This window comes from Vogesella sp. AC12 (assembly GCF_024437575.1).
GTDB lineage: Bacteria > Pseudomonadota > Gammaproteobacteria > Burkholderiales > Chromobacteriaceae > Vogesella > Vogesella indigofera.
Genome location: NZ_JANFNU010000001.1, coordinates 228,412 through 252,430 on the forward strand (window position 1 = coordinate 228,412; position 24,019 = coordinate 252,430).

At 66.2% G+C, this 24,019-nt stretch carries 22 protein-coding genes and 1 riboswitch; of the genes, 8 read left to right on the forward strand and 14 right to left on the reverse strand.

Translation table 11 applies throughout. From position 1 onward, the window contains the following. Positions 1-14: 14 nt before the first annotated feature. From cobO to NOM55_RS01240, 3 genes are read right to left on the reverse strand one after another with little or no spacing between them, the layout of a single operon-like run. Positions 15-632 (reverse strand): cob(I)yrinic acid a,c-diamide adenosyltransferase, encoded by a 618-nt coding sequence (cobO, locus tag NOM55_RS01230; RefSeq protein WP_255907130.1) that lies wholly within the window; start codon positions 630-632, stop codon positions 15-17. Then, positions 629-1,378 (reverse strand): ABC transporter ATP-binding protein, encoded by a 750-nt coding sequence (locus NOM55_RS01235; protein WP_255907131.1) that lies wholly within the window; start codon positions 1,376-1,378, stop codon positions 629-631. The genes cobO and NOM55_RS01235 overlap by 4 nt, the downstream gene beginning before the upstream one ends. Further along, positions 1,378-2,406 (reverse strand): iron ABC transporter permease, encoded by a 1,029-nt coding sequence (locus tag NOM55_RS01240; protein ID WP_255907133.1) that lies wholly within the window; start codon positions 2,404-2,406, stop codon positions 1,378-1,380. The genes NOM55_RS01235 and NOM55_RS01240 overlap by 1 nt, the downstream gene beginning before the upstream one ends. Before the next feature lie 104 nt (positions 2,407-2,510). Continuing rightward, a riboswitch (cobalamin riboswitch) is annotated at positions 2,511-2,880 on the reverse strand. 134 nt (positions 2,881-3,014) lie between these two features. Between NOM55_RS01240 and NOM55_RS01245 the strand changes: the two genes are divergently transcribed. From NOM55_RS01245 to NOM55_RS01255, 3 genes are all read left to right on the forward strand, one after another. Continuing rightward, positions 3,015-3,599 (forward strand): alpha/beta hydrolase, encoded by a 585-nt coding sequence (locus NOM55_RS01245; protein WP_255907134.1) that lies wholly within the window; start codon positions 3,015-3,017, stop codon positions 3,597-3,599. Positions 3,600-3,721: 122 nt separating this feature from the next. Continuing rightward, entirely contained in the window at positions 3,722-4,831 is a 1,110-nt protein-coding gene (locus tag NOM55_RS01250) for a Card1-like endonuclease domain-containing protein (RefSeq protein ID WP_120809655.1), read from the forward strand. A gap of 211 nt (positions 4,832-5,042) precedes the next feature. Further along, complete coding sequence (locus NOM55_RS01255; RefSeq protein WP_255907135.1) at positions 5,043-5,777, forward strand: ABC transporter substrate-binding protein; 735 nt, start codon at positions 5,043-5,045, stop codon at positions 5,775-5,777. 59 nt (positions 5,778-5,836) lie between these two features. On the opposite strand, the gene trpE is transcribed toward NOM55_RS01255, so the two are convergent. Both trpE and NOM55_RS01265 read right to left on the reverse strand, forming a co-directional pair. Then, on the reverse strand, positions 5,837-7,303 hold the full coding sequence (trpE, locus tag NOM55_RS01260; RefSeq protein ID WP_255907568.1) for an anthranilate synthase component I: 1,467 nt from the start codon (positions 7,301-7,303) through the stop codon (positions 5,837-5,839). A gap of 181 nt (positions 7,304-7,484) precedes the next feature. After that, positions 7,485-8,180, reverse strand: a complete 696-nt coding sequence (locus tag NOM55_RS01265) for a phosphoglycolate phosphatase (protein WP_370687851.1) — start codon at positions 8,178-8,180, stop codon at positions 7,485-7,487. 194 nt (positions 8,181-8,374) lie between these two features. On the opposite strand from NOM55_RS01265, the gene NOM55_RS01270 reads away from it, so the two are divergent. Continuing rightward, positions 8,375-9,556, forward strand: coding sequence for a hypothetical protein (locus tag NOM55_RS01270; protein WP_255907136.1), 1,182 nt, complete (start codon positions 8,375-8,377; stop codon positions 9,554-9,556). Between the two features lie 335 nt (positions 9,557-9,891). Here the strand turns inward: NOM55_RS01270 and NOM55_RS01275 are convergent, their stop codons facing one another. Together NOM55_RS01275 and rpe are read right to left on the reverse strand one after the other, a co-directional pair. Then, positions 9,892-10,620 carry an SDR family NAD(P)-dependent oxidoreductase gene (locus NOM55_RS01275; protein WP_255907137.1) on the reverse strand — a complete coding sequence of 243 codons (729 nt, stop codon included), beginning with the start codon at positions 10,618-10,620 and terminating at the stop codon, positions 9,892-9,894. After that, the gene (rpe, locus tag NOM55_RS01280) at positions 10,617-11,303 is read right to left on the reverse strand and encodes a ribulose-phosphate 3-epimerase (RefSeq protein WP_120809660.1); all 687 of its coding nucleotides are present in this window, start codon (positions 11,301-11,303) and stop codon (positions 10,617-10,619) included. The genes NOM55_RS01275 and rpe overlap by 4 nt, the downstream gene beginning before the upstream one ends. A 141-nt stretch (positions 11,304-11,444) precedes the next feature. Here rpe and apaG point away from each other — a divergent pair, with 141 nt between their 5' ends. The 3 genes from apaG (at position 11,445) to NOM55_RS01295 (ending at position 14,511) form a co-directional block, all read left to right on the forward strand. Beyond that, positions 11,445-11,822, forward strand: a complete 378-nt coding sequence (gene apaG, locus NOM55_RS01285) for a Co2+/Mg2+ efflux protein ApaG (RefSeq protein WP_255907138.1) — start codon at positions 11,445-11,447, stop codon at positions 11,820-11,822. A 47-nt stretch (positions 11,823-11,869) separates the two neighbouring features. After that, entirely contained in the window at positions 11,870-13,663 is a 1,794-nt protein-coding gene (locus tag NOM55_RS01290; RefSeq protein WP_120809662.1) for an ABC transporter ATP-binding protein/permease, read from the forward strand. Between the two features lie 83 nt (positions 13,664-13,746). Next, positions 13,747-14,511 (forward strand): ABC transporter substrate-binding protein, encoded by a 765-nt coding sequence (locus NOM55_RS01295; RefSeq protein ID WP_120809663.1) that lies wholly within the window; start codon positions 13,747-13,749, stop codon positions 14,509-14,511. 83 nt (positions 14,512-14,594) lie between these two features. On the opposite strand, the gene NOM55_RS01300 is transcribed toward NOM55_RS01295, so the two are convergent. The 5 genes from NOM55_RS01300 to NOM55_RS01320 all read right to left on the reverse strand — a co-directional run bounded on the left by NOM55_RS01300 (position 14,595) and on the right by NOM55_RS01320 (position 21,053). Further along, positions 14,595-15,308, reverse strand: a complete 714-nt coding sequence (locus NOM55_RS01300) for a PolC-type DNA polymerase III (protein ID WP_255907139.1) — start codon at positions 15,306-15,308, stop codon at positions 14,595-14,597. Further along, complete coding sequence (locus tag NOM55_RS01305; RefSeq protein WP_255907140.1) at positions 15,305-17,206, reverse strand: DUF294 nucleotidyltransferase-like domain-containing protein; 1,902 nt, start codon at positions 17,204-17,206, stop codon at positions 15,305-15,307. Before NOM55_RS01305 ends, NOM55_RS01300 begins: the two co-directional genes overlap by 4 nt. Positions 17,207-17,278: 72 nt before the next feature. After that, the gene (gene acs, locus NOM55_RS01310) at positions 17,279-19,240 is read right to left on the reverse strand and encodes an acetate--CoA ligase (RefSeq protein ID WP_255907141.1); all 1,962 of its coding nucleotides are present in this window, start codon (positions 19,238-19,240) and stop codon (positions 17,279-17,281) included. A gap of 570 nt (positions 19,241-19,810) precedes the next feature. Then, positions 19,811-20,425: a UPF0149 family protein gene (locus tag NOM55_RS01315; protein WP_255907142.1), complete on the reverse strand. Its 615-nt coding sequence runs from the start codon at positions 20,423-20,425 to the stop codon at positions 19,811-19,813. 214 nt (positions 20,426-20,639) lie between these two features. Continuing rightward, positions 20,640-21,053 (reverse strand): hypothetical protein, encoded by a 414-nt coding sequence (locus tag NOM55_RS01320; RefSeq protein ID WP_255907143.1) that lies wholly within the window; start codon positions 21,051-21,053, stop codon positions 20,640-20,642. An 83-nt stretch (positions 21,054-21,136) separates the two neighbouring features. Here NOM55_RS01320 and NOM55_RS01325 point away from each other — a divergent pair, with 83 nt between their 5' ends. Further along, a complete protein-coding gene (locus NOM55_RS01325; protein WP_255907145.1) occupies positions 21,137-22,048 on the forward strand; it encodes a pseudouridine synthase in 912 nt (303 codons plus the stop codon). Positions 22,049-22,265: 217 nt separating this feature from the next. Here the strand turns inward: NOM55_RS01325 and NOM55_RS01330 are convergent, their stop codons facing one another. Together NOM55_RS01330 and NOM55_RS01335 are read right to left on the reverse strand one after the other, a co-directional pair. Next, positions 22,266-23,114 carry a 23S rRNA (adenine(2030)-N(6))-methyltransferase RlmJ gene (locus tag NOM55_RS01330; RefSeq protein ID WP_255907146.1) on the reverse strand — a complete coding sequence of 283 codons (849 nt, stop codon included), beginning with the start codon at positions 23,112-23,114 and terminating at the stop codon, positions 22,266-22,268. Between the two features lie 95 nt (positions 23,115-23,209). Further along, positions 23,210-23,965: a pseudouridine synthase gene (locus tag NOM55_RS01335; protein WP_255907147.1), complete on the reverse strand. Its 756-nt coding sequence runs from the start codon at positions 23,963-23,965 to the stop codon at positions 23,210-23,212. Positions 23,966-24,019: the final 54 nt, after the last annotated feature.

Below are 24,019 nucleotides of genomic sequence, written 5' to 3' on the forward strand. Positions count from 1 at the left end.
GGTGTATCGGGGTGTTACCACTCGATGCCGGGTTGGGCGGCGATGCCGGCGGCAAACGCGTGCTTGACCAGCGTCATCTCGGTGACGGTGTCGGCGGCGTCGATGATCGCCTGCGGTGCGCCGCGGCCGGTGACGATCACATGCTGGCCCGGCGGGCGGGCGATGATGTTGTCGAGCACGTCTTCCACATCCAGATACTTGTATTTCAGCGCGATGTTCAGCTCGTCGAGCAGCACGAGACCGATGGCCGGGTCCTGCAGCATCTGCCGCGCTTTTTCCCAGGCTTCGCCGGCACGGGCGACGTCGCGCTCGCGGTCCTGCGTGTTCCAGGTGTAGCCCTCGCCCATCGCGTGGAACTGCACCTCGTCAGGGAAGCGGCGCAGAAAGCGCTCTTCGCCGGTGGACATCGCGCCCTTGATGAACTGCACTACGCCGACCTGCATCTCGTGGCCGAGGCCGCGCATCACCATGCCGAAGCCGCTGGAGCTTTTGCCCTTGCCGTTGCCGCAGTTGACGATGAACACGCCGCGGTGCTGGTCGGCGGCGGCGATCTTGGCGTCCATGATTTCTTTTTTGCGCGCCATGCGCGCGTTGTGGCGCTCGGTGCGGCCCTGGTCTTCGGTGTGGCTCATGATGGGTGTCCGGGTAAAAAGCAGGGGCGGCCTGCGTGGTGGAGTCGGGTTAGCGGATAGCCGAGCACGGCGGCGAGGTGTTCGGCGTTAAGTTCGGCCAGCGGGTACTGACGGTGCTGGCCGTGCTCGTCGAGCAGCAGCGCGTGGCTGGCGCAGGCCGGGGCCAGCTGCAGGTCGTGGCTGACCAGCAGCACCGCCTTGCCCTGCGCGCACCAGCGGCCGATCTGCTGCTGCAGCGCGGCCTGATGGGCGAGGTCGAGCGAATTGGACGGCTCGTCGAGCAGGATCAGCGGTGCGTCCTGCGCCATCACGCTGGCCAGTGCCACGCGCTGGCGCTCGCCGCCGGACAAGGCCTGCAGCGGTCGTGCCGCCAGACGGCCAAGGTCGAAGGCGTCCAGCGCGGCGGCGACGCGTTGCGGGTTGTCGCCGGCATCCGGCCAGGCAAAGCGCGCGGCGGCGACGGCATCCTGCACCGCATAATCAAAGGCATCGTGGCTGGCCTGCGGCAGCAGGGCGAGGCGTTGTGCGCGTTGGCGCGGCGTCAGCTGCGGCAAAGGTTGGCCGCAGAGGCGGATGTGGCCGCCGTCGGCGCGGCGCAGCGCCGCCAGCGTGGCCAGCAGCGTGCTTTTGCCGCAGCCGTTGCGGCCGGCGATCCACCAGCATTCGCCGGCGCGGACCTGCCAGGTGAGCGGCTGCAGCAGCGTGCGGCGCCCCTGGCGAAGGGTGAGCTGGTCACAGTGCAGCATCAGGCTAGCCTCCGGCGGGTGCGTTGCAGCTGCCAGAACAGCACCGGCACCCCCAGGAGCGCGGTCAGCACGCCGACCGGCAGCTGCATCGGCGCGACGACGGTGCGCGCCAGGGTGTCGGCCAGCACCAGCAGCGCGGCGCCGCTGAGCACGGCGGCGGGGATCAGCCGGCGCAGGTCCGGGCCGCACAGCAGGCGGCAGGCGTGCGGCACCATCAGGCCGATGAAACCGATGCTGCCGCCCTGGCTGACGGCGCTGGCGGTCAGCACTGCGGCCAGTACCAGCAGCAGGCGGCGCAGCATGGCCACCGGCACGCCCAGCGTCAGCGCGTGGTCGCCGTGCAGCGCCAGCAGGTTGATCGCCGGCGCCTGCCACCACGCCAGCAGCACGGCCGGCAGCAAGGCCAGCCACGGCCACGGCCGCAGCGGCGTGCCGGCGATGTCGCCGACCAGCCAGAACACCATGCCGCGCAATTGCGCGTCCGGCGCGATGGTGAGTAGCAGCGAGATCAGCGCGCCGCAGGCGGCGGACAGCAGCACGCCGGTGAGCAGCAGCAGCACCGTGCCGCTGCTGCGCGCAAAATCGCGGCGCGCCAGCAGGAACAGTAGCGCCGACAGCGTCAGCGCGCCGGCGACGGCGGCGCTGTCCACCTGCCACAGTGCCAGCCCCAGCCACAACGCCAGTAGCGCGCCGACCGATGCACCGCCGGAGACGCCCATCACGTAAGGATCGGCCAGCGGATTGCGCAGTAGCGACTGCATCAGCACGCCGGCTAGCGCCAGCGAGGCGCCGGTGACCCAGGCGGTCAGCGCCCGTTCCAGCCGCAGGCTGAGCAGGGTGTCGGCAAGCTGGCTGCCGTGACCGCTGGCGGCCAGCCACAGCTCGCCGGCGCCAAGCGCGATGGAGCCGCTGCTGCAGGCCAGCAGCAGGCTGCCGCCACTGAGCAGCGTCAGCAGTGTCAACAGGGGCAGGGTGGGTAAGCGCAGGGCGCCGCGCAGCGGGCGGTCCAGCGTCAGGCTGTGGGACATGGGCGCGATATCGAAATCGCGGAAGGGGCAGGCGTCAGGCGCACGGATCAGCAATCTGACCGGATGCCGCCCTCCGCAGCATGTGTCGGGACGCACTGACTGGCAGTGCGCGCGTTCGCCGTGGCCGGTATCCGGGCTGGTTTCGCCGTCTGCCCGCCTTCCCGTGATGACTCACAGTGGCGATGGGCAGGGCGGTCATGACGGCAGGGCCGGCAGACCTTAGAACTCGTTCAAGGTTTAGCGAGCTCACGCGAGGCAAGGCAAAAACGACTGAGGAAGTGGCATTTGTTACTAATATAAACAAGCATGCCGAAGTCGTTTTTAACGCCGTATCGCCCCATTGGGAGCAGTCGCAGCAGACATTGAACAGGTTCTTCAAGAAACGCACCGTTGCGGGGGCAGCACAGGGGTCACCTGTTTCCCGTTTAACTTGCCGGCATGCGCCGGCGAAGCACCAAGGCAGGCGGCGATTTTAGCAGATCGGCAGCCCATGCTGCCGGCTTTTATATTTTCAAAAAGAATAACAAAACAAAAAATAATTATTTTTGGAAATATGATGGCACGGTTATGGTGACGGCAGAATCTTTCCATACCTTGGGGGCAGCAGCATGGCGCACGATTTTTCCGGCTTCGAGTACATCATCCAGCCGGGCTGGAATAATTCCGGCCCCGAGCACTGGCAGAGCCACTGGCAGCAAACGTTGGCCGCAACGCGGGTGGCCAACCACGACTGGCAGACGCCGCAGCTGGACGACTGGCTGGCGGCGCTGGACGCGGCGGTGGCGGCCGCCACACTGCCGGTAATCGTGATCGCGCACAGCCTCGGTTGCGCCACGGTCGCGCATTATGCGGCGCGCTACGGCAACAAGCTTGCCGGTGCGCTGCTGGTGGCGCCGGCCGATGTCGAGCGCGCCAGCGCCCCGGCCGCGCTGCAGCCGTTCGCGCCGCTGCCGGAGCAGGCGCTGCCGTTCCCGGCGCGGGTGGTGGCCAGCGACAGCGATCCGTTCAGCCTGCCGCTGCGCAGCGCGCGGATGGCGGCGCTGTGGCAAAGCCCGCTGCACTGGCTGCGCGACGCCGGTCATATCAATGTCGCGTCCGGCCATCGGCAGTGGCAAGACGGGCTGGTGCAGCTGGCGGCGCTGGTGGCCGATATCCGCCAGCAGGCGCAGCCGCGCGCCGCGGCGTGCGCCTGAGCCGGCGGCCAACCCTGGCGGTCAAGCGCTTGTACTGACGCGCGCGGCGCGGCAATGGACGTGGCATTTGCGGCGGGCTTGGGCATAGAATTCAGTCATGCCCTGTCCCGCTGGAGCGCGTCATGCACCTGTTGGCCTTTGTTGACCATGTCGTCAGCGACATCATTACCCCGGCGCTGGACCCGCGTTTTGACATCGACCGGGTGACGCTGCTGTGCCACCGCGCCCACCTTGATCTCGCCTTCGACATCCTCGGCGTCTGCCAAAAGCTGCACCTGACCGCGGCGGTGGAAACGCTGCCGGCGGACAGCCAGCCGCTGGCGCTGCGGCAGCGGCTGCAGGAGCTGGTGCAGGGCGGTGTCTGTTTCAATATCAGCGCCGCGTCGCCGGTGCAGGCGGCGCTGGCCTACGATCTGGCGCGCGAACACCGGCTGCCGCTGATGGCGGTGGAGCACGACAACGACCGCTTGATCTGGCTGCTCGGCGGCGAGAGCAGCCGCCTGCACAGCGGCACCGAGATCGCCGAAGGGCTGTCGCTGGAGGCCTATTTCGCGCTCTACGGCAGCCGCATCCTCGCCATCCACTACCGGCTGGAGCGGCGCAGCCCGCGCCACGAGCAGCTGGCGCGCGATCTGGCCGAACACGCGGCGCTGCGGCCGAAGTCACTGTCGCTGCTCAACCGGCTGTGCAACGACCTGGACGAGCAGCAATTCAGCCAGCACCCGCTGTCCAGCGGCGAACACGTGCTGTACGACTGGCTGCTGGCCAGCGGCATGGTGGAGTTCCGCGACAGCGGCCACATGCGCTGCCTTGATCCGCGGGCGCGCTTCTTTCTTGCCGGTGGCTGGCTGGAGGTGTGGCTGCTGTCGCAGGTGGCCGAGCTGGCGCAGATCCTGCCGATCAGCGACGCCGCCGTCGGCGTCAAGATCAGCCATCACAATGTCGAGAACGAATACGACGTGGCGATCCTGTGCAACAACCACCTGTACCTGATCGAGTGCAAGACCGCCGCCCCCACCAGCTTCCAGCAGCGCGGCGTGGGGCTGGAGAACCTGTTCAAGCTCAACAGCGTCGCCGGCCTGGGCGGCCTGCACGCCAAGGCGATGCTGGCCAGCCTGTACGTGCCGACCGAAAGCGAGGTCGGCCGCGCCGAATCGCAGCGCATCACGCTGCTGGCCGGGCCGCAGCTGCGCCAGGCGCGCGAGTACCTGCGCGAGTGGCTGATGAGCTGAGCGTGGTCAGGACTCGCGGCAATGCCGCGCCCTGTCGCATTCGCGGCCGCGCACAAGGCCGCATCCGGCGTCCCGTACTGCCACTGCGGCGCCAGCGGTGGCGGCCGTGCCACAGTGGCAAAATATGTCATCGTGTTTGTGAGAAAAAGAATTTTTTGTGACAGGCTTTCTGCTATCTTTGCCGCCGATCCCATTTTCCCGGACGGTTGCCATGCGCCTGATCCCGATGCTGCTGCTGGCCGCGGCCAACCTTGCCAGCGCCGACAGCCTGCTGCTTGCCACCGAACACTTCCCGCCGTACCAGATCGAGCGCGACCAGCGCGTCAGCGGCTTTGTCGCCGACAAGGTGATCGCGATGCTGCGCCAGGCCAATCTGCCGTACCGGCTGCGCGCCTATCCGTGGCAGCGCGCCTACAACACGGTGCTGGCAACGCCGCAATCCTGCCTGTTCTCGGTGACGCGCACGCCGGAGCGCGAGGCGTCGTTCCAGTGGATCGGGCCGCTGACGCACAGCGAGTGGACGCTGTACGCGCTGCGCGGCCGCTTCATTTCGTTTCGCAGCCTCGACGAGGTGCGTCACCTGCGCATCGGTACCTATTACGGCGACGTGCGCGACAGCTACCTGCGCCAGCACGATATGAAGGTCGATGCCGCGCCGCAGGACCGCGACAACATCGACAAGCTGCTGCAGCGCCGCATCGACCTGTGGGCCAGCGACCGCTTCACCGCCAACGGCCTGCTGCTGCAACGGCAGCTGGACACGCGCATCGAACCGGTGCTGGCCTTCAACCGTGTCGACTTGTACCTGGCCTGCAACCGCAAGCTGGACGGCGGCGTGGTGAAACAACTGCAACAGGCGCTGCACATGCTCAAGCGCGACGGCAACTGGCGCGGCATCGAGCAGCGCTACGCCCGCTGGCCGGACATGCCGCAACACCTGCACTGAAACGCATTGCGGCCAACCTTGAAGCAAGGTTGGCCGCAATGTTTTTCAGCGGGTGAGGCTCAGGCGTCGAGGCCGCTTTGCACCAGCTCGGCGGCACGGATCACCGCGCGCGCCTTGTTCTGCGTTTCCAGCCATTCCGATTCCGGCACCGAATCGGCGACCACGCCGGCGCCGGACTGCACGTACAGCACCTCGTTCTTGATCACCGCGGTGCGGATCGCGATCGCCAGGTCCATGTCGCCGGTAAAGCCGAGGTAGCCGACGGCACCGCCGTACACGCCGCGCTTGGTCGGCTCGAACTCGTCGATGATCTCCATCGCGCGCACTTTCGGCGCGCCGGACAGGGTGCCGGCGGGGAAGGTGGCCTTCAGGATGTCGATGTTGGACACCTGCGGCTGCACCTTGCCCTCGACGCTGGACACGATGTGCATCACGTGCGAGTAGCGCTCGATGATCATGTTTTCGGTGATCGTCACGCTGCCGGTGTCGGCGACGCGGCCGACGTCGTTGCGGCCGAGGTCCATCAGCATCACGTGTTCGGCGATTTCCTTCGGATCGGCCAGCAGGTCTTCCGCCAGCGCCAGATCCTCTTCACGCGTCTTGCCGCGCGGGCGGGTGCCGGCGATCGGGCGCACGGTGACGGTGTCGTTCTCGCGGCGCACCAGGATTTCCGGCGAGGCGCCGACGACGTGGAAATCGTCGAAGTGGTAGAAGAACATGTACGGCGACGGATTCAGGCTGCGCAGCGCGCGGTACAGCGCCAGCGGCGATTCGGCGAACGGCATGCTCAGCCGCTGCGCCAGCACCACCTGCATGATGTCGCCGTCGAGGATGTAGTTCTTGGCGTCGCTGACCGCCTGCTTGAACGCTTCCTCGCCGTATTCCGATACCGCCTCGGTGGCGACCGACGGGAGCGACAATGGAATCGCCACCGGCTCGCGCAGCTTGGCGCGCAATTGCGCGAGGCGGGCGTTGGCCTTCTGCAGCGCGTTCGGCACCGCCGGATCGGCGTACACCACCAGGTACAGCTTTCCGGACAGGTTGTCGACCACTGCCAGCTCTTCCGACAGCATCAGCAGGATGTCGGGGGTGCCGACCGGGTCCGGCTTTTGCGTGGCGGCCAACCTTTTCTCGACATAGCGCACGGTGTCGTAGCCGAAGTAGCCGACCAGGCCGCCGGTGAAGCGCGGCAGTCCGGCGATGGGCGGGGTGTTAAAGCGCTGGCTGAAGGCCTCGATGAAGGCGAGCGGGTCGCCTTCGTGGCGCTCGATCACCTTGTCACCGTATTCCACCTGCACGCTCAAGCCCTGCACCCGCAGCCGGGTGGTGGCCGGCAGGCCGATGAAGGAGTAGCGGCCGGAGCGCTCGCCGCCGACCACCGATTCCAGCAAATAGGAGTAGGGCTGGTTGGCCAGCTTCAGGTATACCGACAGCGGGGTGTCGAGGTCGGCGAACAGTTCGAGGGTGACGGGAATGCGGTTGTAGCCGGCGCTGGCCAGTTCGGCGAATTGTTGTGGTGTCATGATCGTTCCAGGGTGTCAGGTCAAAAGGAGCGGGGCGGGGCGGCGTCTAGCGTCGCCATCGCCAACTGGCACGATCGGGCTGGAATCTCATGATGCAGGCTTTATCAAGTGTGGATGCGTAAACGGAACGGCTATTCTTGCGCAAAAACGCCTGCGCCGTACAGAGGCAGCAGGCGTGGTGCCCTTATACGCGCAGGTTTTGCGGCAGTTCGGCGGATTTTTTCAGCAGTGCGAACAGCTCGACCAGGCTGTCGATCACCAGGTCGGCGTGCAGGTTGGCCGCATCGCGGTAACCGTAGCTGACCGCCACCGGCAGTGCGCCGGCGGCGCGGGCGCACTGCACGTCGTTTTCCGAGTCGCCGACCATCACGATCTGCTGCGGGGTGATGCCCAGCACCTCGGCGACATGCCGCAGCGGCAGCGGCGACGGTTTTTTCTCGGGGAGGCTGTCGCCGCCGAGGATCAGGCTGAAGGCGCTGTCGATGCCCAGTTGCGCCAGCAGCGGCAACGCCAGCCGTTCCGACTTGTTGGTGACCACCACCAGCGGCAGGCCGAAGCCGTGCAGCAGGTTGAGGCCCTCGGCCACGCCGGGGTACATCTTGGTGTGCACGGTCAGGTGGCGGTAGTAGTGCTGGATGAAGAAGGTGAAGCCCTGTTCCCACAGCGCCGCGTCGGCCTGGCCGTCGCGGCTGTCGGTCAGCGCGCGGTGCACCAGACTGGCGACGCCGTCGCCGACGTGGGACTGGATGCGTTCGGCGGCCAGCGGGGCGAGGCCGAGTTCGGCGCGCATGGCGTTGGCGCTGGCGGCAAGGTCGGCGATGGAGTCAACCAGGGTGCCGTCGAGGTCAAAGGCGACGGCCTTGATGTGTGTCAGATTCATGGTCAGCGTGGGGCGGGGCGGTAGCGTGACGGCGGGCGGCACGGGTTGAAGATGGCGCCGATTATACCGGAAGCCCGGTGCGCCACCGCCATGTGTTGCTTGCAGCGGAAATGACAAATCAGTAGCATGCCCGGTTTTGCCGCGCACATGGCGCTTGCGCCGGCGTGGTTGGCTGTTTCTATCGAAAGGACATCATGAAACCTCGTGCACTGGCTGTTGCCGTGACACTATCCGGCCTGCTGCTGGGCGGCTGCGCCTCGCCGCTGGCCAACAAGACCGCCGATGCGGCGGCGATCCACACCATCGAACAGAACGCGCGGCTGGCGCGCTACAACTTCGACGGCGAGGTGCGGGTCAAGGCGATCCGCCTGCCGGGCAAGGTGGAAAGCCTGGTGGAGGGCGACGTGATCGGCGAAGTGGCCAAGTCGTTCAGTCTGGAGCTGCGCGGCGCGGTGGACATGAGCAAGAGCCGTGTCGAGATGACGCCGACCTTCCGCTTCAGCCGGCCGAACGCCGAAACCTGGCTGCGCCTGCCGATGCTGGCCGAGCTGAACACGCTGACGCTGTGGGTGGACGCCTCGGTGCTGGATCTGGCGATCCCGGTGCTGCGCGGCGAGCACAAGGGCAAGTACGTGATGTTCCAGGCGCCGCAGGACAAGGTGAAGAAGCTGCCGATAGATGCGGTGCTGGCGGAGTTGCCGCAGGTGGCGAAGAACATCTACGCCGCCGTCGACAGCAAGGCCTACACCTTCCAGCCACTGGACGAGGCGGCGCGCCAGGCCGGCGCCAGCTATCGCATCCGCCTGACGCTGGACCCGCTGGCCGAGGCGAAGATGAGCAAGCAGGCGGTGCAGGAGCTGTTGCAGCTGGCACGCCGTCATGCCGGTGAGCACCAGAAGGAAGTGGAGGAATTCGCCAGCGCCGTCGGCCCGTTGCTGGACGCGTCGCAGGAAGAGCTGCAGACCAGCTCGCAGACCGACCTGCTGGTCAGCCGCAGCGGCAAGCTGCTGGGCGTCAGCGAGCTGCGCGAGTTCTCGGTGCCGAAAGAGAAGGAACTGGCGGTGACGGTGGCGTCCACGGTGCGCCTGAGCAACCACGACCAGCCGGTGTTCAGCATGCAGCCGACGGCGAACAATGTGGTCAGCTTCACCGAGTTGCAGCCGCCGTCATGGCTGGGCGGCAAGCGCCCGAGCGATGACGGGGAAGAAGCGGTCGAGGGTGACGACGAAGCGCCGCTGGACGAGGCCGCGCTGGCGGCGGAAGCGGCCGAGGAAGCCGCTGCCGCGGCACCGGTCGTCAAAAAACCGGCGAAGGCCGCCAAAGCGCCCAAACCGGTCGCGAAGCGCAAACCGAAACCGGTCGCCCGCGCCCAGTAACACGGCAACAGCAAAACAGCCCGTCACCATGGTGACGGGCTGTTTTGCATTGCGGCCAACCTGGTGTGCCATGACGGCGTAGCGCCGCAAAGAACCTGTTCAATGTCTGCTGCGCTTCGGCGATACGGCGTTAAAAACGCCTTCGGAATGCTCATTTACTGCTTGTAAATTCCGCTTCCTCAGTCGTTTTTGCCTTGTCTCGCTCTAGCTCGCGAGACCTTGAACAGGTTCTAAGAAAACCTCGCAGCGCACCTGAGCCAGGTCGCGCCGCCGCAGACAGTACAAGTCGTACGGCAAGGGGGCGCAACGCAGGATCAGGGTGGTGTTGGCGGCGTCTACAGCTGGCGGATGTCCAGCACCGGTACGCTGCCGAACGCCACACTGTGCAGGTAGGCGACAATCGCCGCCGCGGCGGCGGCGGGCGAAGTCAGCTGGCCGTCGGCCTTCAGTGCGTCAAAGCGTGGTTTGTGCGGGAACTGCGCCGGATCGGCGGCGCGGATCTCGCCCTGCATGCTGGTATCGATCACGCCGGGATACAGCGATACCGCCAGCAATGGCCGGGCGGCGCCTTGCTGCTCGGCGGCCAGGGTGCGGGTGAAGTGGTCGACGCCGGCCTTGCTGGCGCAGTACACGCTCCAGCCGGGGTAGGGGCTGGCCGCGGCGCCGGAGGAGATGTTCAGCACGCGGCGGACGCCGTCGTGGCCGGCGCTGTGTGCGACAAAGGCGTCGCACAGCAGCAGCGGCGCGGTCAGGTTCAGCGCGATCGCCTGTTCCGCCGCGCCGGGCGGATAGGCGCCGACCTGCGCGATCGGCTGCACCGTGCCGGCGTTGTTGATCAGCGTCAGGCTGTCGCAGTCACCCAGCGCCGCCAGCGCGCGTTCCATGACTAGCGGCAGCAGGCTGCTGTCGGTGAGGTCGGCGTCCAGCGTGATCAGCTGCGGGTGTTCCTGCAGCGCGCCGCAGTCGCGCGCGACGGTGACCACGCGGCCACCGTCACGCAACAGCTGCGCGGTGAGCGCCGCGCCCAGCCCGCGCGAGGCGCCGGTGACGACGTAGCCGTTCACTTGCGGCCAACCTTGGCCAGTTCGGCACGCATCGCGTCGATGGTGGCCTTGTAGTCCGGGGTGCCGTAGATGGCGCTGCCGGCGACAAAGGTGTCGGCACCGGCGGCGGCGATCTCGGCGATGTTGTCGACCTTCACGCCGCCATCCACCTCCAGCCAGATCTCGCCGCCATGCTTGGCGGTGTACTCGTCGATGCGCTGGCGCACCGCGCGCACCTTGTCCAGCGTCTGCGGGATGAAGCGCTGGCCGCCGAAGCCGGGGTTGACCGACATCAGCAGGATCATGTCCAGCTTGTCCATCACGTGGTCGAGGTGCGACAGCGAGGTGGCCGGGTTCAGCACCAGGCCGGCCTTGCAGCCGGCGTCCTTGATCAGGCCGAGGGTGCGGTCGATGTGGTGCGACGCTTCCGGATGGAAGGTGATGATGTCGGCGCCGGCCTTGGCGAAGCTGGCGGCAAGGGCGTCGACCGGGGTCACCATCAGGTGCACGTCGATCGGGGCGGTGGTGTGCGGACGGATCGCCTCGCAGACCAGCGGGCCGATGGTCAGGTTCGGCACGTAGTGGTTGTCCATCACGTCGAAGTGGATGATGTCGGCGCCGGCGGCGATCACGTCGCGGACTTCCTCGCCCAGACGGGCGAAATCGGCGGACAACAGGGACGGGGCAATTCGGAATTGGCTCATGGCTTTGTACGGGGCGGGGCTGGAAATGCCCGCCATTGTACGACATTGCTCCGCCGGACGGCGACGCGTGCGGCGGATCGGCGCTACAATCAGGCTTTGCTGCCGGGCGTGTTGCCCTGCACCATGCCGGAACCGCCACCCATGAACGACGACTACCAGATCACGGTCGAGGCCGAAGCCTTCTACCAGCAGCAATACTCCAACGCCGAAGCCGGCCAGTACGTGTTTGCCTATCGCATCACGCTGCGCAATACCGGGCGCCAGCCGGCCAAGCTGCTGTCGCGGCACTGGATCATCACCGACGCCAACAACGAGCAGCAGGAAGTGCGCGGCATGGGCGTGGTCGGCGAGCATCCGCACCTGCAGCCGGGCGAGAGCTACAGCTATACCAGCGGCTCCACGTTGCGTACCCCCTACGGCAGCATGCACGGCAGCTACCAGATGCAGGCCGACGACGGTACCCGCTTCGAGGCGCCGATCCCGGAATTCCACCTGATCGCACCGCGCACCCTGCACTGAGACACCGTCACCCCTGTACCTACCCTGTATCGACCAAGAGCAGCCGAATGCGACCAGCCGCCCATAGCAATACCCCGCCCCCGACCGACCGGGATGACCTGAAAACGCTGAAAACCCTGCTGCCCTACCTGTGGAGCTTCAAGTGGCGGGTGCTGTTCGCGCTGTCCTGCCTGGTATCGGCCAAGATCGCCGGCGTGATCACGCCGCTGTTCCTCAAGGACATCGTCGACCAGCTGTCGATCCCGGCCACGCTGCTGGCGGTGCCGGTGCTGGCCCTGGTCGGCTACGGTTTCGCGCGGCTGGTGTCCAGCGTGCTGGGCGAATTGCGCGACGCGATCTTTGCGCGGGTGATCCAGGGCGCGGTGCGCTCGGTGGCGCGCTCGGTATTCGCGCACCTGTTCCGGCTGTCGCTGCGCTTCCACCTGGAGCGCCAGACCGGCGGCATGAGCCGCGACATCGAGCGCGGCACCAAGGGTATCGGCTTCTTGCTCAACTTCACCGTGTTCAACATCCTGCCGACGCTGGTGGAGATCGCGCTGGTGCTGGGCATCCTGCTGTACCGCTACAACGTGTGGTTCGCGGTGGTGACGCTGTCCACCATCGCCATCTACATCGCCTTCACGCTGACCATCACCGAGTGGCGCACCGTGTTCCGCCGCACCATGAACGACCTCGACTCCAAGGCCAACAGCAAGGCGGTGGACGCGCTGATCAACTACGAGACGGTGAAGTATTTCGGCAACGAACGCTACGAGACCGAACGCTACGACGGCAATCTGGCATCGTGGGAGCGCTCCGCGATCAAGAACCAGGTATCGCTGTCGATGCTCAACGCCGGCCAGGGCGTGATCATCGCCACCGGCGTGACGCTGATCATGTGGCTGGCGGCGCGCGGCGTGGTCAGCGGCGAGATGACGGTCGGCGACGTGGTGCTGGTGGCCACCTTCATTACCCAGCTGTGGGCGCCGCTGCACTTCCTCGGCTTTGTCTACCGCGAGATCAAGCACTCGCTGGCCGACATGGAGCGCATGTTCACGCTGCTGAACGTCGGCGCCGAGGTTGATGACCATCCCGCCGCGCAAACGTTGGCCGCCAAGCAGGTGGCGATCCGCTTCGACAGTATCGGCTTCGGCTACGACGCCAAGCGCCAGATCCTGCACGATGTCAGCTTCGACATCCCCGCCGGCCATACCGTGGCGGTGGTCGGCGCCAGCGGCGCCGGCAAGTCGACGCTGTCGCGGCTGTTGTTCCGCTTCTACGATGTCGGCAGCGGCGCGATCCGCTTCAACGGCACCGACATCCGCGAACTGACGCAGGACAGCCTGCGCGCGCACATAGGCATCGTGCCGCAGGACACGGTGCTGTTCAACGACAGCATCTACTACAACATCGCCTACGGTCGCCCCGGCGCCAGTCGCGAGGAGGTGATCGAGGCGGCGAAATCGGCGCACATCCACGACTTCGTGATGAGCCTGCCGGACGGCTACGACACCACCGTCGGCGAGCGCGGCCTGAAGCTGTCCGGTGGCGAGAAGCAGCGGGTGGCGATTGCGCGCACCCTTCTGAAAAACCCGCCGGTGCTGATCTTCGACGAGGCCACCAGCGCGCTGGATTCGCGTACCGAAAAGGCGATCCAGACCGAGCTGTTCGACATCGCGGCCAACCGCACCACGCTGATCATCGCGCACCGGCTGTCCACCATCGCCGATGCCGACACCATCATCGTGATGGAAGGCGGCCGCATCATCGAGCGCGGCCATCACCGCCAGCTGCTGACCGCCGGCGGCCGTTACGCCGAAATGTGGCGTCTGCAGCAGGAAAGCGAGCTGGTGGAAGGCTGAGCACGCCGCTTGGCGGGCCGGTGATGAGCAAGTGTTGTATAATACGATCGGTATAAAAAACTCAAACAATTCAGGCTATTGTCATGAATCGATTGCGGATGGCGGTATGGATGTTGCTGGCCGGGGCGCCCGCCCTGGCCGTGGCCAAGAGTTCGACACCGGTCGAACTGCTGTTCGCCGCCGAGGACGACTGGTATCCCTATTCCGGCGTCCGTGACGGCCAGGCGGCCGGCCTGACCATCGACATCATGCGCGCCATCTACCAGCAAAAAGGCGTGGTGGTGCGCTTCCAGCCGCTGTCCTACAGCCGCTGCATGGAAGTGGCGCGCACGGCCCGCTATGCCGGCTGCTTCACCACCTCGCGCAACGACTTCTACGAGCCTTACTACCGCTACGCGCAGCTGCCGCTGCTGGAAGGCCAGATCAGCATCTACAGCCGCAGCAACCGCCCGGAGCGCGATCTCGACATGAAATCGCTGGAAGGGCAGGAAGTCGGCGTGGTGCTCAGCTACGGCTACGGCAAGGAGTTCGACGCCAATGCCGCGATCCGCAAGGAGTACTCCACGCGCGAGGTCAACGCCTTCCGCAAGTTGAAGGCGGGGCGCATCCCCTACGTGGTGGCGTGGGAGGGCACCGTCAACCACATGCTGCGACAGAACCCCGATCTGCGCGGCTGGGTGCGGCCGGTGGGCAAGCTGGCGCCGGGGCCGGTGTACGTGTCGTTCTCCAGGGCGCACCCCGATGTCGAGCGTCTGGTCAGCCGTTTTGACGAAGGCATGGCGCAGCTGCGCAAAAGCGGCCAGTTGCGGCAGCTGGAAAGCCGCTGGCAGACCAAGAGCGACAACTAGGGGCTGTTGATGCCTGTTTCATCGCGGCGGCCGGTTTTGCCCGGTGGCTGCGCACAAAAAACAGCCTGTCGCAGGATTATTCCCTACCAGCTGTTGCGGCGGCGCAGGCTCTCGCTGGCGGCCAGCGCCTGCGGCGTGTCGATGCCGCGTTCCGCCGCCCGTTGCAGTGCCACCTGCAGCAATTGCGCCGTCGCCAGACAGTCCGAGATCGCGTTGTGGCGCTGGAAGTTCTCGATGCCGAAGGTCTCCAGCCACTCGTCCAGCGCCACGGTGTTGCAGTAGCGGTCCGGAAACAGCGCCGGCATCAGCCACGCCAGATCCAGCCACTTCGGCTGATAGCGGATGCCCAGAAAGCGGCGCATCGCCTGCGCGATCATCGCCTGGTCGAAATAGGCGTGGTAGGCCACCAGCGGCGTGTGGCGGCTGTATTCCAGAAAGCGCAGCAGCGCCTCCGCCGGCTCCAGCCCTTCGCGCTGTTCCGAGCCGCTGATGCCGTGGATCAGGATGTTCTCGGTGGAGGATACCGTGTCCTGGCGCAGCACAGCTTCGAAGGCGTCCATGGGGTTGATCACGCCGCGGTCCAGTGCCACCGCGCCGATGGAGATCAGGTGGTCGCGGCGTATCTGCAGGCCGCTGGCCTCGACATCGACCACCAGATAGCGCGTGCTGCGGCTGTCCTGCTGCCAGTCGTGCGCCGGCAGCGCCTGCCAGCGCCGCAGCCGCTGTTGCTGCTCGTCGCTGAGCTGCGGCTTGCTGTCAGGGCGGAAACGGTCCAGCCAGCCGCTCAGCCAGTTCATAGTTGGTACATCACCTTCAGTTTCTGCTGCAGTTTGCGTGCCTGGCGGAACGATTCCTTCAGGATGCGACGGTCGAGCGGGTTCAGCTTGTCCGGCTGGATCAGGTTGTCGCCGGGGCGGCCGTGCTCGTCTTCCAGGTGCTGGTGGCGCAGGCGCAGCATCTGGATGAAGTTGAAGGCGTCGATGATGGCGGCGGTTTCTTCCGGCGCCGAGCCGGTCTGTTTCGCCGCGCGCTCCAGGCGCTTGATGGTGCTGCTGGCGGCGATGCCCTTGGCCAGCGCCAGCACCCGCGCGGCGTCGACAAACAGCCGCGCCGCCGATTTTTTCAGGTCGATGTAGCCGCCCTGGCCGTGGTATTCCTCGGTGCTGAAGTCGCGCAGCAGACCCAGTGGTGGCGCCACCGCCAGCGCGTTGCCGGCCAGCATGCGCTGGAACACGCTGTTGTCCTGGCTCAGCGCGAGCAGGCGCTTGTGCAGCTGGTTGGCGAGATAGCGCTTGCCGTACAGTGGGCGGAAATCGAAGAAGATCGACGCGTTGAGCAGCGCCACCGGGTCCGGGGCGCGGATCCAGCGTGCGAACTTCTCCTGCCACTCTTCCAGCGTCAGGCACCACTCCGGGTTGCCGGCCATGATGTTGCCCTTGCACAGCGGGAAGCCGCAGCGGTCGAGGTCGGCGTTCACGTCGCGGGCAAAATCCAGCAGCCGCATGCTGAGCTGGTCCTTGTCCATCGCCTCCGGGCACAGGTAGATGATGCCGTTATCCTGATCGGTGCTGAAGGTCTGCTCCTCGCGCCCCTCGGAGCCGAACGACAGCCATGCCCAGTCGACGCCGTACAGGTCGTGCTGCTGCAGGTTCAGCTCGATCACGCGGCGGGTGATGCCATCGTTGAGCGCGGAGATGAATTGTGTCAGCTGCTCGGCGCCGACACCCTGGCCCAGCATGTTCATGGTGAACTGGCGCAGGTCGCGGCCAACCTGTTGCAGGGTAGTGATGTCGGCGGCGGTTTCCACCGCGTAGCGCAGCTGGCGCAGGCCGACGCGCTGCATGGCAAACAGGTCACGCTCCGAAATCACGCCCAGCACCAGATTGTCGTCGTCGACCGCCAGCACGTGGCGGATGCCGTGCATCGCCATCGCCAGTGCCGCGTCGTAGGCGGTGGCATCCTGCGGCAGGGTGTGCGGCTTGCGCGACATCACCTGCGAGATCGGGCAATCCAGCGCCAGCTTCGGCAATACCACCCGTTTCAGCACGTCGGACTGGGTGAAGATGCCTTGTGCGACACCGCTTTCGCTGACGATGACGATGGAGCCGACACCGGTTTCGCCCATCAGCGTCAGCACCGTTTCCAGCGGATCGTCGGCGCGGGCGGTGACCGGTGGCCGCTTGCACAGTTCGTGCAGCTTGGTCGCCATCGACTGCTGTTCCAGCGCCCGTTGCGAGAACTGCGCCTGCATCTGCTTGCGCGACTGGCTGAGCAGGGTGGAGATGTGGCTGGCGCAGAAGCGGTTGAACACCGGGCTGATCAGCAGCAGCTGCTGGAAGTCCTGGTTGTCCAGCTGGTAGCAGAACACGTCATCCACGGCGCTGTAGGTGCAGATGGTGGCGCGCTGGCCGCTGGCGGCGCCGATCGGGAAACACTCGCCGCTGCTGATGATGACGTTGCCGGAGGCGCTCTCGCCGTCCTCGCGCGACAGCACCTTGCCGCGCTGCACCACGTAGAAGTGCGGCGGCGGCCCCATGTCGGGGGTCAGGATCAGGCTGTCTTTCGGGTAGTAGGCGAGCTTTGCGTGCTGGCCGAGGAAGGCCAGCGCCGCGTCTTCCATGCGGTCGAACGGCGAATGCTTGCGCAGGAATTCAACGGTGGCGCTGACCAGTGTCGCGTTGGCGGTACGGCTCATGAGACGGTTCCCGTCTGGCGTAAAAACGCCCCGGCAGGGCCGGGGCGACTTCAGTTGCGCAGGGTGCGCGGCTTACTGCGGTTCTTGCAGCTGTTGCAGGATCTGCGGGTTTTCCAGCGTCGACACGTCCTGGGTGATTTCCTCGCCCTTGGCGATGGAGCGTAGCAGACGGCGCATGATCTTGCCGGAACGGGTCTTCGGCAGGTTTTCGCCGAAGCGGATGTCGTCAGGCTGCGCGATCTTGCCGATCTCGTGCGCTACCCAGGCCTTCAGCTCGGCGGCGACTTTCTTCGCCTCTTCGCCGACCGGGCGCTCGCCCTTCAGTACCACGAAGGCCACGACCGCTTCGCCCTTCACCTCGTGCGGCTTGCCGACCACCGCGGCTTCCGCCACCAGCGGGTTGGCCACCAGCGCCGATTCGATTTCCATGGTGCCCAGACGGTGACCGGACACGTTCAGCACGTCATCGACGCGGCCCATGATCCAGAAGTAGCCGTCCTGATCGCGGTTGGCGGAGTCGCCGGCGAGGTAGTACTGGCCGTTGAACTCTTCCGGGAAGTAGGTCTTCTTGAAGCGGTCGGCGTCGTTCCAGATGGTGCGTACCAGCGACGGGAACGGTTTCTTGATCACCAGGAAACCGCCCTTGCCGGCATCCACCGGGCCGCCGGCTTCATCGACGATGTCGGCGATGATGCCCGGCAGCGGCAGGGTGCACGAACCCGGCTTGGTGGCCACCGCGCCCGGCATCGGCGCGATCATGTGGCTGCCGGTTTCGGTCTGCCACCAGGTGTCGACGATAGGGCAACGGCCGCCGCCAACCACTTCGTGGTACCACATCCACGCTTCCGGGTTGATCGGCTCGCCGACGGTGCCGAGCAGGCGCAGGCTGGACAGGTCGTACTGTTTCGGCAGATCGGCACCGAGCTTGATCAGCGAGCGGATCGCGGTCGGCGCGGTGTAGAAGATGCTGACCTTGTGGGCTTCGATCATGCGCCAGAAGCGGGCGGCATCCGGGTAGGTCGGCACACCTTCAAAGATGATCTGGGTGGCGCCGAAGGCCAGCGGGCCGTAGGCGACATAGCTGTGGCCGGTGATCCAGCCCACGTCGGCGGTGCACCAGAACACGTCGTCGTCCTTGGCGTCGAAGGTCCAGCGGTAGCTGTTCAGTGCGCCCAGCAGGTAACCGGCGCTGCTGTGCTGGATGCCCTTCGGTTTGCCGGTGGAGCCGGAGGTGTAGAGGATGAACAGCGGGTCTTCCGCGTTCATGGTCACCGGCGGGCAGTCGGCGGACTGGCTGGCGGTCAGCTCGTGCCACCAGATGTCGCGCTCGCCCCAGGCCACCTGGCCGTTGGTGCGCTGCAGGACCACCACTTTTTCAATCGATTCGCAGCCGCCCAGCGTCAGCGCCTCGTCGACGGTGGCCTTCAGCGGGATCTGCTTGCCGCCGCGCACGCTTTCGTTGGCGGTGATCACGATCTTGGCGCCGGCATCCTGGATGCGGTCGCGCACGGCACCGGCGGAGAATCCGCCGAACACCACCGAGTGGATGGCGCCGATACGGGCGCAGGCCTGCATCGCCACCACCGCGTCCGCCACCATCGGCATGTACACCACCACGCGGTCGCCCTTGGCGACGCCCAGCGATTTCAGGCCGTTGGCGAAGCGCGACACGCGCTCGTGCAGCTGCTGGTAGGTGATGTTTTCGACGCTGCCGTCATCGGCTTCGAAGATGATCGCGGTCTTGTTGCCCTTGGTGGCCAGGTGACGGTCGATGCAGTTGTAGGAAACGTTCAGCTCGCCATCGGCAAACCACTTGAAGAACGGCGCATTGCTGTCGTCCAGCACGGTGGTGAACGGCTTGCTCCAGGTCAGCAGCTCGCGTGCCAGATTGCCCCAGAAGCCGGCGTAGTCCGCTTCGGCAAGTGCGGCTTGGGCGTTGTAGGCTTCCATGCCGGACAGGGTGGCCTTGGCACGGAAAGCGTCGGAAGGAGGGAAGCTGCGGGTTTCTTTGAGCACGGATTCGATTGCTGACATCGTTGGTTTCCTTTTGCTTTGCAGAGTGAGGTCGAGCGGGTGAGGCTGTTTGTTCGACGCGTCGGGTCAGTCGTAATTTGTTATGGCGTACTTGTTATGGCCCTGAAAACAGTGTGGGCTTGTCATGGCTTCAGAATGTACGAAAGCGGGCGGCGGCTGACCAATCGCAAATTCTGATAGCAAAAATCAACCCGAGCGATGCTGCACTGCAAAAAACGATATTTATCAGTAGTTTGCATTAGAGTTTTTGCTATTTTTCCGCTGCCGGTGCGGCGTGAAAATAGTGCGCGGCGGGGGCTGGCGGGCTGTTGTTTTTGTGGGTGGCTGGCGCGGCGCGGTGGCGAACGTGCCGCTAACGGGGCGGCTGCAGGGCGAAAAGGGCGGTGCCGGAGCAAGGTTGGCCGCAAGGCGGTGCGGCGGCCGTCACGGTGGTGGCTGGTGACGGGGCGCAGCCGGTCGGCGCGGGGCGATGATGCGCTGCAGCGGTGGTCGATGTGTGGCCGCGGGGGACACAATGAAAACGGCCGCCGCGACGAATGCCGGGCGGCCTGGATGGTGCAGCGGACGTGCTCAGTCGTCGTTGGCGTCGCTTTCGGCGTCTTCCATCTCCTGGCGCAGGGCGGCGAAGAAGCGGTAGATCTGCGCCACCGAGGCCGAAATCTCGCCCAGCCATTCCGCCTTCTGTTCGGCGCTGGCGCCGTCGAGGAAGGGGCGCATTTCCGGATCGGGATGGTGCTCGAACGCCAGCGCCATGATCGGTGCCAGTGCGCCGGCGGCCTCGGCATCGTCAAACAGCAGCGTCCAGTCGTCGTACAGGATCTGCATGCCTTCGCTGAAGCCCTCGGCCCAGTCGTTGCCGTGCACCACGCCGTGCTCATCGGCGTCCAGCCACGGGTAGAAGTCTTCGCCGTTGGCCAGCGTGCGCGCGATTTCCAGCCAGTGGCCCATCACCTGCGCCACGAACTTCTCCAGCACCTTGGGCGAGGCGAAGGCGGCCTCGTCATCGAAGGCGGCGCCGAGGATGGTCGGCAGGCAGTCGACCGGCTTGATCGCCTCCGGCCCGGCGTGCAGCGCCGCGAAAAAGCCGTCCAGCTTTTCCAGTGACATCGCGCCCTGTGGTGCCAGCCGGCTCAGGGTTTCGCCCAGGCGCTGGTAGTCTTGTTCGGTCATCGGTTTGAATTTCATGGTCTGGCCTTGGCGGTAAGCGGTAGGGGAGGCGTGCGGCCAACGTTGGCCGCAGCACAGCGTTCAGGGCGTGCTCACGATCTCGCACGCTCACGCGAGACAAGGCGAAAACGGCTGGGGAAGTGCGTTTACTGGATATAAACCAGCATGCCGAAGCCGTTTTCAACGCTGTATCGCCCTGTGAGATCAGTTGCAGCAGATCGTGAATAGGTTCTCAGGGCGGCAGCGGCCGGCCCGGCTTGGTGGACAGGTGATAGTGTTCCATCAGCACCTGGTGCGCCTGCTCGGCGACGCTGCGCAGCGCTTCGCCGCGCGGATGGTCGGCGAACTGCAGGCTGTCGTCCATGCTGCGCAGCGCACGGCGCGCGGCGGTGCACAGGTCGACGGCGATGGCGTAGTCGGTGAGGCTCAGCACGCGGCCGTTGCGGATCTTGCGGAAATAGACGCCGCTCATCTGCGCGTATTTCTCGGCCAGCGGCTGCGCGGCGAGGCCGTCGTCGGCCAGCAGGCTGTCCAGCAGCGCCCACACCGCGTTGACGGTGACATCGGCGCGCGCCAGGCGCTTGGCCAGCTGCGCGTTTTCTTCCTTGTTCGGCTTGGCGGCGGCCGGTTTCTTCTTTACAGCCATGTTTCTGCGCTTTCGCGATGCGGTGAAGCCGGCATTTTAACGCGCCTGCTGCCAACTGGCGCGTGTGGCCTTACAATCGCGCGATGAATCAACGTGTTTCTCCCATTCCCGAGCGCGCCGGCGTGGCGCCGAGCTTCCTGCAACTGCCGGCCGGCGCCTGGCCGGACCTGCTCAGCTTCCTGGTTGCGCACTTCGCGCACATTCCCGCCGCGGTGTGGCGCGCGCGGCTACAGAACGGCGAGGTGTTCGATCACCTGGGTCGGCCGCACCGCCTCGACAGCCCGTATCCGGCCAACCGCCGCATCTGGTACTACCGCGAGGTGCCGGACGAGGTGGCGGTGCCGTTTGCGGCCAGGGTGCTGTACCGCGACGCGCGACTGCTGGTGGCCGACAAGCCGCACTTCCTCGCCTGCATTCCCGGTGGCCGCCACCTGCGCGAAACGCTGCTCGGCCGCCTGCGCCGCGAGCTGGACCTGCCGCAGCTCACGCCGATCCACCGTCTCGACCGCGAAACCGCCGGCGTGATGCTGTTCTGCATCGATCCGGCGCACCGCGCCGCCTACCAGGGCCTGTTCCAGACGCGTGAGGTGCGCAAGACCTACGAGGCCATCGCGCCGTGGCGCGACGATCTCGCGCTGCCGCTTACGCACCGCAGCCGCCTGCTGGAGCGCGACGATTGTTTCCGCATGCACGAGGTGGCCGGTGAGGCCAACAGCGAGACGCGCGTCGAGCTGATCGCCCGCGCCGGCACGCTGGCGCACTACCGGCTGTCGCCGCTGACCGGGCGCAAGCACCAGCTGCGCGCGCACCTGACCGCGCTGGGTATCCCTATCGTCAACGACCCGTGGTATCCGGCACTGCTGCCGGACAAGGCGGTGGACGACTTCAGCCAGCCGCTGCAATTGCTGGCGCGCAGCATCGCCTTTACCGATCCGGTGAGCGGCGAGGCGCGCCAGTTCCACAGCGAACGCCGCCTGCTGCTGGCGCCGGACTGAGGCCGCGCCGCCTAGCCGTGCGGCCAACTCTGGCCGTCAAAGGTTGGCCGCAAGCAAATGGCCCTGCGTGTGCAGGGCCATTTTCATGTCGGGTTATTTGCCTTGGCGTCGCTAACAAAACCTCGCAGAGTGCCTGAGCCAAGGCGCGCCGACGCAGACAGTACACTTGGTACGGCAAGGAGGCGCAACGCAGGGTCAGGGGTTTTGTTCGTGGCGCTTAGTTGTTCTCGCGGTATTCCACGCTGTGCCAGGCGCCCTTGTCCACCGCCAGCGCCGCGGTCAGCCACGGCAGGGTGTCGTTCAGCGTCGCTGGCAGCGTCCACGGCGGGTTGACGATGAACATGCCGCTGCCGTGCATGCCGAAGCCTTCCTTCGACGGCGTGCGCACCGTCAGCGTCACGTCCAGCCAACTTTGGCACGGCAGCGCCTTCAGCTGCGCCACCATGTCCTTGATCTCCGGCCGCTGCAGCAGCGGGTACCAGATGGCGTAAGTGCCGGTGGCGAAGCGCTTCAGCGATTCCTGCATCGCGTTCACCACCCGCTGGTAGTCGCCCTTGTCCTCGTACGGCGGGTCGATCAGCACCAGCGCGCGACGCGGTGGCGGCGGCAGGATCGACTTCAGCGCCTCGAAGCCATTGTTTTTCTCGACCTTGATGCGGCGGCCGGCGTCGGCGAAGCACTCGCCCAGCAGCTGGAAATCGCTGGGGTGCAGCTCGAACAGGCGCAGCTTCTCGCTGCGGTTCATGGTCTCGGCGGCGAACCACGGCGAGCCGGGATAGTGGCGCAGCTCACCGTCCGGATTGATGCTACGCACCACCTCCAGATAGCGCGCCACCGCCGGCGGCAGATCGTCGCGCTGCCACAGCCGCGCCACGCCATCGACGTATTCGGCGGTCTTGGTGGCGTAGCCCTCGGTCAGGCTGTAGGCACCGGCACCGGCGTGGGTGTCGATGTACCAGAACGGCTTATCCTTCTGGCCGAGGTAGTCGATGATCTGCACCTGGATCAGGTGTTTCAGCACGTCGGCGTGGTTGCCGGCGTGAAAGGCGTGGCGATAGCTAAGCATGGCGGTCGTTCGGACAAAATAGCCGCACATTGTAGCGCAATTCGCCGCCCGTCCCGCGGCCTTGGGGCCAACGTTGGCCGCAAGGCGAGTCTGGCTCAGTCGCGGCCGGACTCCCCCAGCCACGCCGCCGGCAGCGCCCCGGCCCAGCCCAGCTCGTGCAGCAGGCGCGCAAAATCGCCGCTCAGCGGCGCGGTCAGCGTCAGCGCCTCGCCGCTGTGCGGGTGGCGGATACTCAGTTCCACCGCGTGCAGCAGCATGCGGCCAACGTTGAATTGTGTCTGGAAGAAGCGGTTGTGCACGCCCTTGCCGTGGGTGGCGTCACCAATAATCGGATGGTTGATGTGTTTCAGATGGCGGCGCAGCTGGTGGCGGCGGCCGGTTTCGGGGTGTAGCTCCACCAGCGCGTAGCGGCTTTGCGGGTAGCGGTCCACGGCGTAGGGCAGGGTGCAGCGCGCCAGCGTGCGGTAGCGGGTGAAGGCCGGCTGCGCATTCAGCTGCGCGTTGCCGTGCACGTATTCGCGCTCGTCCGGCTGGCGGGTGATGGCGTGGTCGATGTCGCCGCTGTCGGCCGGATGGCCGCGCACCACCGCGAGGTAGGTCTTGGCCGGCTGTTTGGCGGCAAAGTCCTGGTTGAGCAGCCGCGCGGTGTCGCTGTCCAGCGCGAACAGCAGCACGCCGCTGGTGCCGCGATCCAGCCGGTGCACCGGAAACACCTGCTGCCCGATCTGGTCGCGCAGCAATTGCACCGCGAAGCGGGTTTCGCGGCGGTCGATCTCGCTGCGGTGCACCAAGAGGCCGGACGGCTTGTCGATGGCGATCAGGTGCTGGTCACGATAGAGGATGGGGAGCATGGGCGGGGCCGGCGGCAAAAGCGCGCATTTTAACAGTGCCGCCGCGGCCACGGC